At 60.5% G+C, this 12,543-nt stretch carries 7 protein-coding genes; 6 read left to right on the top strand and 1 reads right to left on the bottom strand.

Features of this window, described 5'->3' with window-relative positions; all coding sequences use genetic code 11:
• Window positions 1-163: 163 nt before the first annotated feature.
• On the bottom strand, window positions 164-2,266 hold the full coding sequence (locus LCU97_RS18035) for a TonB-dependent siderophore receptor (protein WP_232777375.1): 2,103 nt from the start codon (window positions 2,264-2,266) through the stop codon (window positions 164-166).
• 407 nt (window positions 2,267-2,673) lie between these two features.
• On the opposite strand from LCU97_RS18035, the gene LCU97_RS18030 reads away from it, so the two are divergent.
• From LCU97_RS18030 to LCU97_RS18005, 6 genes are all read left to right on the top strand, one after another.
• Window positions 2,674-3,477, top strand: a complete 804-nt coding sequence (locus LCU97_RS18030) for an ABC transporter ATP-binding protein (RefSeq protein WP_232777374.1) — start codon at window positions 2,674-2,676, stop codon at window positions 3,475-3,477.
• Window positions 3,474-4,457 (top strand): FecCD family ABC transporter permease, encoded by a 984-nt coding sequence (locus LCU97_RS18025; RefSeq protein ID WP_232777373.1) that lies wholly within the window; start codon window positions 3,474-3,476, stop codon window positions 4,455-4,457. The genes LCU97_RS18030 and LCU97_RS18025 overlap by 4 nt, the downstream gene beginning before the upstream one ends.
• Window positions 4,454-5,503, top strand: a complete 1,050-nt coding sequence (locus LCU97_RS18020; protein WP_053154147.1) for a FecCD family ABC transporter permease — start codon at window positions 4,454-4,456, stop codon at window positions 5,501-5,503. Before LCU97_RS18025 ends, LCU97_RS18020 begins: the two co-directional genes overlap by 4 nt.
• A gap of 39 nt (window positions 5,504-5,542) precedes the next feature.
• Window positions 5,543-6,493, top strand: a complete 951-nt coding sequence (locus LCU97_RS18015) for an ABC transporter substrate-binding protein (protein ID WP_232777372.1) — start codon at window positions 5,543-5,545, stop codon at window positions 6,491-6,493.
• A 154-nt stretch (window positions 6,494-6,647) separates the two neighbouring features.
• On the top strand, window positions 6,648-7,601 hold the full coding sequence (locus LCU97_RS18010) for a TauD/TfdA family dioxygenase (RefSeq protein ID WP_232777371.1): 954 nt from the start codon (window positions 6,648-6,650) through the stop codon (window positions 7,599-7,601).
• Window positions 7,602-7,671: 70 nt separating this feature from the next.
• Window positions 7,672-12,489, top strand: coding sequence for a non-ribosomal peptide synthetase (locus tag LCU97_RS18005; protein WP_232777370.1), 4,818 nt, complete (start codon window positions 7,672-7,674; stop codon window positions 12,487-12,489).
• Window positions 12,490-12,543: the final 54 nt, after the last annotated feature.

Below are 12,543 nucleotides of genomic sequence, written 5' to 3'. Positions count from 1 at the left end.
CCAGCCTGAGCCGCTCCGCCCAGACTGACTTATCAGTCTGGGCGGTTCCTGGATCGACTTTTTTCAGCTATCCATGACCATGCACCACCCGTATTGGCTGTCGCGTCTGCTACCTGCTCGATACTGCCGGTTCAGGCGCATTGGTCCGACACTGGTAGGCTGGTTACCACCTGTAGTTAACGGACGTCACCAACTCACGCTCGTCACCGTAGCGGCAGATCGCAAATTCACAATAGGTGTACTTTTTGTTGGTCACGTTGTTTGCGTTGACGGAAACATCCCAGTTTTTGTCGATCTGGTAGCTGGCCATGGCATCGAACAGGGTATAGGCCGGCATCTGCGAGTCGATACCCGAGGCCTGGGTCGTTCCCTTGTAGCGAGCACCGCCACCGACCTTCAACTGCGGCAAACCGAACAAGGCGAAGTTATAGTCTGCCCAGATGGCGGCCTGATGGTAGGGCGTGTCTTCGCTGCGTTGGCCGACTTCACTCTGAGTCAAACTTTTGGTAATGCGGGCATCGGTGTAAGCGTAGGTCGCGATGACACTCAGTTGAGGCGTCACGTCGGCCTTGGCTTCCAACTCCAGGCCACGGGAGCGCTGTTCCCCAATTTGAGAGGCATTACCACCGAGGTCAAACTTCAGCACGTTTTCTTGGGTCAGCTCATAAACCGCTGCACTCAGCAGAATGTTGCTGCCAGGGGGCTGGTAGCGAATGCCGATTTCGTACTGCTTGCCTTCAGTAGGGTCAAAAGTTTGCCCATTGGTCACTTCGGACACCGCGACCGGGAAGAACGATTCGCTGTAGCTGATATATGGGGCCAGGCCGTTATCCGCTTGATACACAAGGCCGGCACGCCAAGTGGTGGCTTCGTTGCTCTGAGTAACCGGAGTTCGACCAGGGGCAAAAGCTTTCTGATCCTGGTCGGCCCAGTCATGTCGGCCGCCGAGCAACAGCAACCAGTGGTCGTCGAACTTGATCTGGTCTTGCAGATAGATGCCTTTTTGCAGGGTGTCGATCTGTGAGCCACGATCACGGCTCGGATCCTTGTCCACCACTACCGGTTGCCCGTAGTTGTAGTCACCGATATTGATAGAAGGTGCGTTGCCCCGGAAATTATGCGAGTCGTACGAGGCATCGTAAGTATCGGCGCCCACCAGGAAAGTATTCTCCACTCCCCCGATGTTCCAGCGCGTTTCGACATTGGTGTCGCTGGCCAGGGCTCTGGAGCGCTCACGGCGATCACTGTACTGACGAGCCAGGAGGCCCGTGGCGGCTGCGGTATTGACTGGGGCCCCTGTCCGAACCTGCAGATACTTCCATTTCACATCCGCTTCGTAGTAACGCAATTTGTTGCTGATGCGGGTGTGCTCGTCGAAGCGGTGTTCGAACTCGTAGCCGATGGCGGACATCTCGCCATTCATATCGTCGTAATCAGGCTCGCCGATGAAATCGTGGCGGCCGATGGTGAACGGGCCATTGCCGACACCTTTGACGAGTTGGTAGGGCAGCGGGGCGGAGAAGCGTGTGTCGCTCTTCTGGTAGAAAGACAGCAAGGTCAGCGACGTGTCATCGTTGGGGCGCCAGGTCAGGGCCGGGGCGATGTAGGTCTTGTCGTCGTTGATGTAGTCCTGCTGGGTGTCACTGTCGCGCTTGAGCATGGTCAAGCGATAGCTAAGCGTCTCGCTGTCGCCCAGGGGGCCGCTGAAGTCCGCGGTCAGTTGCTTGCGATCGTGATTGCCATATTGCAGGCCCAGTTCGTGCAGCGGAGTCTCGGTCGGGCGCTTGCTGACGCCGTTGACGAATCCACCCGGTGACAGCTGCCCGTACAGGACCGAGGCCGCGCCGCGGATCACTTCCACGCGCTCCATGCCGTAGGGTTCCTGGACGCCTTCATAGGAGTTGTTCTGCAGGCGCAGGCCGTCGCGCAGCGAGCCCCCGGTGGCGGACTCAACGTCGAAACCACGAATGCGGAACCGGTCGGACGTGCGATTGAAGCTGCTGGGCTGGCTGGTGAAACCCGGTGTGTAGCTCAGGGCGTCAGCCATGGTGTCGGATTTGCGATCACGCATTTCATCGGCGGTCACCACGGACAACGATTGTGGCGTTTCGGTAATGGCCGCGTTGGTCTTGGTGGCGCTGGTATTGCGAAGTGCGACTTTGCCAGCGAGCGGAGCTGTCGGATTTTCAACGGCGGTGGCATTGATGTTGGTTTCACCCAGTTGAATGGCCGTGCCTTTGTCGGAAGCCTCATCCTGTGCGGCCATCGCCTGCGCCGAGAAAATGCTCCCCAAAGCCAGCGCAAGGGTGCTCAGGTGAAAAGCTGTATGACGCGTGCCGTAACGTTTTTCGGTGCCAACTGTTGTTTTTTTTTCGAGCATCGACGAAGTCCTTGAGTTTACATTTTGCTCTTGGGGAGCCTTTTGCCCCTGATTCTGTTCTACCAGGCGGACCTTAAGGGTGGGGTGTCTACTGGCCATATACTAGCTGCAAATGATAAAGGTTTGCATTAGTGTTGTCAGGCTTGTAGGCAATTATTTTATTTTCGACTTATCCTGTCGCCCACTTTGATAGCCCTCAGCGGATGACCCATCGTCTCACGGGACGTAAGAGCACCGCGGGGGCATGCTCGATAACCCATTCGGTCAGGCCTTTTGGGCGTGGAGGGACAGACATGCTGAAAGCCACCGATGTGCGGCTGAGCTATGGCGAACAGCAGATTCTCAACGGGGTCAGCCTGGATATACCTGAAGGTTGTTTCACGGCATTGATCGGGGCCAATGGCTGCGGCAAGACCACGCTGTTGAACGTGCTGGCGCATATGCTACGGCCAAGCGCCGGCAGTGTGCAGTTGTCGGGGAAACCACTGGGGCAGCATTCGCGTCGAGCCCTGGCGCAACGAATGGCGTTATTGCCCCAGCGCACCACATCGCCAGCCGGCATGAGTGTGCGTGAGCTGGTAATGCAGGGACGCTTCCCCTGGCAAAGCTGGTGGCGCCAATGGTCCGAGCAGGATCAACAGGCCATTGACCGCGCCATTGAGTTGGCCGGTATCGCTCCTTTGCTCGATCGCTCGTTGGCCACCCTGTCGGGGGGGCAATTGCAGCGCTGCTGGATCGCCATGACCCTGGCCCAGGATACCCCGGTGATTTTGCTGGACGAACCCGCGACCTTTCTCGACATTGCCCATCAGATCACGCTGCTTGAATTGCTGGTGGATCTGCGTGACCAAGGCAAGACCATCGTGGCGGTCCTTCACGATCTGAACCAGGCCGCGCGTTATGCCGACCATCTGGTGATGATGCGCCAAGGACGCTTGGTCGCCCAGGGCGCGCCGGCCGAGGTCTTCACGCGAGAAAATCTCAAGGCTGTGTTTGATCTGGATGCGCACATCATCACTGACCCTTATTCGGGCGATCCGTTGTGTGTGCCTCAGACGAATCGTATCCAGCCGCTGGCCGTGCGGGAGGCGATGTGAGTCACGGTTTGCGGTTACCGGTCTGGTTGGGTTTATTGCTGGCGATTGGCCTGACGGGATTGCTTCACCTGGCCGTCGGCGCAAAGGACATACCCTGGCATGAGGCCTGGCAGGCCTTGGTCGCCTATGCGCCAGACAATCCAGACCAGAGTGTCATTCGCGGCAGTCGCCTGCCGCGCCTGCTGGTCGCGATGCTGGTGGGCGCCAGCCTGGGGCTCGCCGGGGTCATCATGCAGGCGGTGGGTGACAACCCGCTGGCCGATCCGGGCATTCTCGGCATCAACAGCGGGGCCGCGTTATTCGTCGTGTTCGGCTTGCTGGTGATGCCGGGCAACGATATGTCGATGATTCCCTTGTTTGCATTCGCGGGCGCGTTGGTGGCTTCCATCGGCGTCCTGATGTTGGCGGGGCGGGGCCACAATCCGATTCGACTGACATTATCCGGGGCGATGATCGCGGCGTTGTTCAGCGCGATCACCTCGATCCTGTTACTGCTCGACCAGCAGGGGCTCGACAGTCTGCGTCGCTGGCTGACCGGTTCCATCGGCGTGACCGGGGGCTCGATGCAGGCCTGGGTCTGGCCCTATGTCTTGCTGGGCATGTGCCTGTGCCTGGTAAACGTCCGTGCTTTGAACGCCCATCGCCTGGGGCCTCAGGCCGCGGCCGGCATGGGGGTCAACCTGTTGAAGATGCGGGTGCTGGGCCTGGCCTCGGTGGTGTTGTTGTCCGGGGGCGCGGTAGCCCTGGCCGGGCCCATTGGGTTTGTCGGTCTGGTGGTGCCGCATGCGGCGCGTTTGCTGTTTGGCGAGGACTACCGCCGTCTGTTATTGGCCGCCCCTTTGTTGGGAGCGTTGCTGCTGATTCTGGCGGATATCGCGGCAAGGACCGTGGTGCGCCCGTTCGAGCTCAACACCGGTATCGTGACCGCCCTGATTGGCGGCCCCATTTTTGTTGTGTTGGTATTGAGGAAGGTCCGATGATGCGAGCCGGATTGACCTTGCCCCGAACCTATCCATTGCTGCCCTGGGTGGCCAGACCGATCGACTTGATCTCTGTGCTGGTGCTGATGGCTGCCGTTGTTGCACTAGCGTCGTATGCATTGACCGTCGGCAGTTATTCATTGGACGTTGCCCAGGCATGGCAAGCATTACTGGCGCCTGAGCAGGTCGATTCGACGACGCGCAATCTACTCTGGGAGCTGCGGCTGCCCCGTGTCTTGCTGGCGATACTGGCGGGCGCCGCCATGTCCCTGGCCGGTCTGTTGATGCAGTCGTTGACACGTAATCCTCTGGCGGCGCCGGGCCTGGTGGGCGTGGAGTCGGGCGCGAGTGTCACCATGTTGCTGATTATCGTGCTCTGGCCGACGCTGCTTCCCCTGGAGCTCTATCCATTGGCTGCACTGGCCGGCGGGTTGGCGGTGGCTTTCTTCGTTGCGCTGCTGTCCTGGCGCCAGGGTATCTCGCCGTTGCGCCTGATCCTGGTGGGCGTGGGGCTTACCGCGATGCTCAGTGCGGTAGCCGATCTGTTGATTACTTACGGCAACATCGATCAGGTGGAGTCGGCCCTGATGTGGCTGGGTGGTAGTCTGCACCGGGCGGGCTGGGCCCAGGTCCGAAGCCTTGGCGCTTGGCTGATGCTGGCGGGGATGCCGTTGCTGTTCTGCCATCGCCAGTTGAACCTGTTGCAGTTGGGCGAAAAAGTCGCCCTCAGCCGCGGTCTGCATGTCAGCTGGATCATGGCCTCCTTGCTGCTGTGCAGTGTCATGTTGACGGCTGCGGCAGTGGCCAATGTCGGCACCATGACATTTGTCGGGCTGGTGGCTCCGCACCTGGCGCGACAAATGGCTGGGGATCGCCATGGCGCGTTGATCCCCTTGTCGGCCTTGGTCGGCGCGCTGCTTGTGCTGGCCGGCGACACGCTGGGGAGGGGGTTTTTACCGCCTTTGCAGTTGCCAGCGGGACTGGTGGTCGCAATCATCGGCGCGCCTTATTTGATTGTTTTGCTGGCGCGTCAGCGCAGTCGCTGAAACGCAGCGGTGTTCATTGAATTGTCTGGAGGTAAGTGCGTGCGGGAACGGGTGAAAGGTTTTTTTCGAGGTTGGGTCGGCCTGCTCTGTGTGCCGTTGGTATTGGTGGCGGTACCGGCCAGCGCCGCTGAAACCAAAGTGTTCGAAAACAGTTTTGGTCGGGTTGAGGTTCCTGTCGCTCCGCACTGCATTGTGTCTTTGCATGACTTCAGCCTGACGGCTCAGTTGCTCGAGCTGGGGATCAAGCCTTGTGGTTCGACAGGGCGCAAGAAGCTGTTCTCGGATGTGCTGTTTCGCGGAACGCAGCAGCGATTCAATACGACGGGAATCCAGTACATCGGCTCGCACCAGTCACCCGATCTGGAGGCTATCGCAGCCTTGAAACCTGACTTGATCGTGGGGTTGTCATACCACGCTGATATTAAGGACAAGCTCAGCAAGATCGCACCGGTCGTACTGCTGCCGGCACGGGAAAGCGACATCAAGACCTACGCCAAGGAGCTTGCCGACCTGGTCGGCAAGCAGCAACGCTATGAAGAAATGCTCAACGAATATCAGTGGGTTGTCAGCGAATTCAAGAAGCGCGTGAAAGACCCTTCGCGCATCACCGTTACGACGCTGGAAGTCTACAGCGATGGCTTCCAACTGATCGGTCGCGGTGGCATGGACGACGTTATCGGCGACTTTGGCCTGGGGCGTGTCGCCGCGTACCGCGAGGCGCGGCAGAACGTGCCTTACAGCCTGGAACGCATCGGCGACTTCGACAGCGATTTCATTATCGACACCTATGAAGAACTGCTCGACTCGGAGGCCAGCACAGCGGCGTTTCGCCAGTCCCCCCAGTGGCAGAATCTATTCGCAGTGAAGAATCGCCAGTTTCTGTACCTCAATCGTAGTCGTTATGCCGATACGATGCAGGGGCTGCTGGGGTCTGCCTATTTGTTGATGTCGCACATCGCTGAGCGGGAGAACGTGCTGCGGGAAAAATAATCCATTTCTGTAATACGATTGACATTAATGACAATGATTCTCTATTGCACCTGTTAGTCGTTTGTATTAGTTTGTGCTCTCGAAAAATACGCTGATCGGAATGGCGGGGGGCTTCAATATGGAAAGTGGTTGGGTGCACGCACAGGTTCAAACCATGGATGATGTACCGGGTAACGAGCAGACCCTGCCGTTCATATTCCAGGCTCCGCTTGCCGGCGATGCCTGGCAAGCCAGTCGAGAGCGGATCCTGCAGGCAGTAGAGGCCGAGTTGCCTCGTGCCGGTGGTATTTTATTTCGCGGTTTCGCATTCAAGGGGGAGGCGGACTTCGAGGAATTCGCGCGCAGCTTCGGTCACGAGCTGCTGACCTACGACTATGCCTCTACCCCGCGCACCAAGCTCAACAACCGGGTGTATACCTCCACCGAGTACCCGGCCCACCAGGTTATCCCGCTGCACAATGAGCAGTCCTATTCGCTGAACTGGCCGATGAAGATCTGGTTTCATTGTGTGCAGGCTGCGCAGGTCGGCGGTGAAACGCCCATTGCCGACAGCCGTCTCGTCTATCAGCAAATCGACCCTGCTATCCGCCAGCGTTTTGCCGAGAAGCGCCTGATGTATGTGCGCAATTACGGCAACGGCCTGGACTTGCCTTGGCAACAGGCTTTCAGCACCGAGGATCGCTCACAGGTCGAGCAATTCTGTCGCGCCAGCAACATTGAGTTCCAGTGGAAGGACGACGGTGAGCTTTCCACTCGCCAGGTCTGCCAGGCTGTGGCTCAGCATCCGGTGACGGGTGAGTGGGTGTGGTTCAATCAGGCGCATCTATTCCATATCTCCAACCTTGCAGCGCCGGTACGCGAGACACTGATCTCCATCGTCGGCGAGCAGGGTGTGCCGCGTAACGTGTTTTATGGCGACGGCTCGCCAATTGAATTGCACGCGTTGGAGCACATTCGCGAAGTCCTGCAGCGCTGTCAGGTGAGCTTTCCGTGGCAGACGGGTGACGTCTTGATGCTCGACAACATGCTGGTTGCACACGGTCGTTCCACTTTCCAGGGGGCGCGCAAGGTCGTGGTCGCCATGGCGGAACCTGCCTCGGCAGGCTGATCGCCTCTTTCTTTCAGAAGGCCGTTGCAATGGGCGGCCTATTTCGAACAAGCACAATGAAGGACATCAAATGCTCGATCGCCTGATGCATCGCTGCTGGCTGCGTGGAATTCGCCTATCGATAGCCGAAGGTCGTTTGATCGTGACACACGGATCGTCAAGTGCACTGGATGAAGAACTCAGTGCCCAGCTCCAGGCGCACGACGCCGAAGTGCGGCAATGGCTGCAACGGCATCCCGACTATTTCGACGCCCGCCCGCTGACGGACAACGAGCAGGCGCTCTGGTTTCTCCAGCGTCTGGAGCCCGACAGCTGCGCCTACAACATTGCCTATGCCGGACGAATCAAACCACGGTTCGTTACCGAGGACTTGCCCCGGCGTCTGCAAGACGCCTGGGCAACCGTACAACAGCGCTATCCGTTGTTGTGCACGCCCTATGCCGAGCGCGACGGCGACTTGCTGCAGTGGTACCACCGCGAGCGTGTTCAGCCGTTGCAGCGTGTGGCATTGCAGAATGCGGACGCGCAAATGTTGCAGCAACGCATCACCGAGGCGGCCGATCTTCCGTTCAAGCTGGAAGACGCAGACGTCAGCCGGGTTGTCCTCTTCAGCAATGCGCGTGACGGCCATGTCGAGTACTCCGTGCTGCTGGTGATTCATCACATCGCGGCGGACCTGGCCACGTTCTACATCGTGCTCAACGAGCTGTTCGCGCTGATCAACGATCAGCCGCTGCCCGCCGTGAACCCCGATGCCTACCGCGATTATTGCAGCGACTTGCACATCCGCAGTGAAGCGGCCGAGCCCGTGGAGCTGGCATGGTGGCAGGCACAACTGACCGAAGCCCCGGCCTTGGAGCTGCCCACGGATTTCCCCTATGGCAGCAACCAGGCATTCAAGGGTGGTGAGTTGTCGGTCCGCTTTGACCCGGCCACCACGGCACGGTTTCGCGCCGTCGCCCGAGAGTGGGGGGTGACGCCCTATGTGTTGTGGTTCTCGCTGTTCCAGCAGTTTCTCGGCGTGCTGTCGGGCCAGGACGACTTCGTCCTGGGAACGCCCAGCGGTTGGCGCTTGCGCCGTGAACACGTCAACTTGCCGGGGTATCTGGTCAACCCGCTGCCCATTCGTTGCCGTCTGCGTCGGGAGTTGTCCAGCGGCGAATGGGCCAGGCAGGTCGACGCCACCGTCAAGCAAGCCCTGCAGCACCGTCATTATCCGTTCTCGCGTCTGGTCAAGCAGTTGGATCTACCGCGCCAGGCGGGTAGGGCACCGCTGTTCCAGCACATGTTCACGTTGAACAAGGAACGCATTGCGCCCTTCGAACAATATGTCGACCGCTTATTGTCGGAGCAGCGAGGCGCGGCCCACGAGTTGAACATGGTGATCATCGACGAAGAAGAGGGATTTCTATGTCGGTGGCGCTACAGCAAGGCGTTGTATCGCCACGAAACGATCGAACGCTATCGCGATCAGTTCGTCGCCCTGGCCCTGGCGGCAATCGAACGGCCCCAGGTGCCGTTTGCCGAGCTTGACTGGCTGGCGCCCGAGCAGCAGTCGTTCCTCAAAGGGGAAGACATGCCGGTTCCCTTCAGCAACGCCTGGCAGGCGTTCGCTGAACAGTGTGGGCGCAAGCCCCAGTCGATAGCCCTTCAGGATGAACAGGGTACGCTCAGCTATGCCGAGCTGGGCCGTGCCGTGGTCGCCCGTGGCGAACGTTTGCAGCAGGATTCGAGCCTGGTCGGTGAGCACATTGCCCTGTGTTTGCCGCGCAGTCGTGAGTTGGTGATGCACATGCTCGCAGCCTGGCAATGCGGCGCGACTTACCTGGCGCTCGATCCGCAGTGGCCGGCGTCGCGTTTGCAGGACATCTGCCAGGACGCCATGCCCAAGGTCTGGATCAGTGAAGGCGAGCGCCCCGAGTGGCTGCCCGAGCAGGTTCGGTGGCTGGCGCTGCCGCCCGCACCCTTGTTCAGTGAGTCGCCTTTGCGGGCTTCCCTGGCAGCCGACCTTGCGGCGTACGTGGTCTACACCTCGGGCTCCAGTGGACGGCCCAAGGGTGTTGAAGTCAGCCAGGGCAACCTGATTCATTACGTGACCGGTTGCCTTGAGCGCCTGGGCCTGCCGGACGATGCGAGCCTGGCCAGTCTGGCCAGTTGCGCGACGGACCTGGGGCACACCGCGTTGTTCGGCGCACTGCTGAGCGGTCGCTGTCTGCGCCTGCTGGACGAAGACCTGGCCTTCGATGCCGAGGAGCTGGCAGCGGTACTGGCGCGCCAACCCGTGGATCTGTTGAAGATCGTGCCGTCGCACCTCAATGCCTTGTTGATCGCCAAGGACCCGCAGCGGTTGTTGCCACGACAGTGCCTGGTGGTCGGTGGCGAAGCCTTGGGCCACGATCTGGTGACACGCTTGCGTGCGTTGAAGGCCGATTTGCGCATTGTCAACCACTACGGCCCCAGCGAAACCACGGTCGGAGTGTTGACCCATGAGGTGGATGCCGGTGGCGCCGCGCCACTGGGACGGCCGCTGCCCAACGTCCAGGTCAGCGTGCGTGGCCCTGACGGTAGCCTGTTGCCGACAGGCGTCAGCGGCGAACTGTACGTTCAAGGAGCGACCGTGGCCCTGGGTTATCTGAGTGCCAGCGACGATGACCGTGCACGTTTCGGTGAGAACGGTTATCGCACCGGTGACCGGGTACGGCTCAATCACCAGGGGCAGATGGAGTTTCTCGGCCGCCTCGATGAGCAGGTCAAGATCCGCGGTTACCGGGTGGAGCCCGCCGAAGTTGCGGCCCAATTGCGCGCCATGCCGCAGGTCAGCGACGTCAGGGTGCTGAACTGCCCGACGCCGTTGTCTGGCAATCGCCTGGTCGCCTTCCTGATTGCGCCGCCGGCCGCGCTGGCCGACATCCAGGCAGTCCTGCAACGGCAACTGCCGGATTACATGCAACCGGCGCAATGGCATTGTCTCGACGCTTTCGCCTTGTTGCCCAACGGCAAGGTCGACCGTCAGGCGTTGTTGCGCCTGGCTGAGCAAGTGACTGCGCCGGCCCATGAGGCAGGGCCGTCGGACGACCAGCCCCTGAACGCCGTGGAAACCGCGTTACTGGACATCTGGCGCGCCATGCTCGGCAACCCCGAGGTCGGGCCCGATGACAACTTCTTTGCCCTGGGCGGCGATTCCATTCTCGGCTTGCAGATCATTGCCCTGGCGCGCCAGCAACAGATCCTGATGACGCCCAAGCAATTGTTCGCCGAACAGACGGTGCGTGCCCTGGCGCGAGTGGTGCAGACACCACGGCGCACCCTGGAGCTGCGCCTGTTGGAGATCGCCCGGGAGATTCTCAATAACCCGGATCTGCAGGTCGACGACAACTTTTTCTCGGTCGGCGGCGACTCGATCCTGAGTTTGCAGATCATCGCCCGAGCCAAACAACAAGGCCTGCAGCTCAAGCCCAAACAGATCTTCGAATCGCCCACCGTGCGCGGTTGGGCCGAGCAGGCGGTGGACCTTGGCGCGACGATCGAGCAGCCCGCCAATCACCCGGCCGAGCCCACCACGGCGTTCGCCTTGACGCCGATTCAGGAATGGTTCTTTTCCCAGGGACAGAACCTGGCCGAACACTGGAACCAGTCGTTGCTGTTGGCCCTGGACGAGCCACTGGATCAACAACGGTTTACCCAGGCCCTGGGCACGTTGCTGGAGCGCCATGCCAGCTTGCGCCTGACCTTTGAAGCGTCCTCGCAAGGCTGGCAGCAACGCTATCAAAGCTTTTCCCAGGATCAGGTCAACGCGCTGTTGCGAGTGGAGGAAGAACCCTTGACCGAAGCCCTGCTGCAACGTTCGCAGCAGGGCTGGAACCTGGCCCAGGCACCGTTGATCCGCTGGGTGTATTTCACCCAGAGCCGGGAGTTGCTCTGCACGGCCCATCATTTGCTGGTCGATGCGGTGTCCTGGCAGGTTCTGCTGCACGAGCTGGAGAGCCTGTACCTGCAACCGGATGCGGTTCTGCCCGCCGTCACGGCAGGTTTCCATGTGTGGAGCGAGGCGTTGCAGCGCCACCGCAGTGACCCGCAGGTGCTGGCGCAGGTGGACTACTGGCGTGAGCAACTGGCGGCTGAGGGCACGGTGCCCGAGCAGGTCAGTCTGTACGGTGAGAGCCGGACGCTGGAGGCACAACTGTCCGTTGAGCAGACCCAGTTGTTGTTGGGCGATTGCCATGGTGCCTACGGCACTCAAGTCCAGGATCTGCTGGTGGCTGCCCTGGCCGGGACCCTCGGGCAGTGGCAGGGACGCGAGCGAGTCACCCTGGAAATGGAAAGCCACGGTCGCAGCGGCTGGGAGCAAGGCCCCGATCTGTCCCGTTCGATCGGTTGGCACACCAGTCGCTACCCGCTGGCCATCGACACCTCGTGGGATCCCGAGCACTCGATCATCGCGGCCAAGGAAGCCCTGCGTCGCCTGCCTGAACAAGGCCTGGGCTATGGATTGCTGCGCCTCGACCCGGCCCACGGCCTGGGAACGGCCTCGCTGTTGACCTTCAATTACCTGGGACGGGTTGAGCAATGGCTCGAGGCATCCAGCCTGTGGCGATTGGCCCGGCCGATCTGCCCCGGCATGCGCGCCGACAGTACCCGTCGCACGCATCTGCTGGATGTCACCGCGCTGGTGAACGAAGGTCGGCTGCACATCGAATGGCGTTACGACCCGCAGATCCACGAGCCGGCCTTGGTCGGCAAGTTGGCCCAGCAGTTCCAGCAGCGCATTGCCGATTTGCTGGACCATTGCCTGGCGCCCACGGTGGGTCGCGCCACGGCTTCGGACTTCGCTGACTCCGGCTTGTCCGACGATGAATTCCTGGGTCTGCTCGAGCAGCTCGAGCAGTGATCAGCCCTGCGTTGCCATACATACAGGCATACATACACGCATACATACAGGTTC

Origin of the sequence: Pseudomonas uvaldensis (assembly GCF_021271205.1) — a bacterium.
Classification (GTDB): Bacteria; Pseudomonadota; Gammaproteobacteria; order Pseudomonadales; family Pseudomonadaceae; genus Aquipseudomonas; species Aquipseudomonas uvaldensis.
Note: the sequence above shows the minus strand (reverse complement) of the source record. Positions and strands in the feature narration are given on the sequence as shown.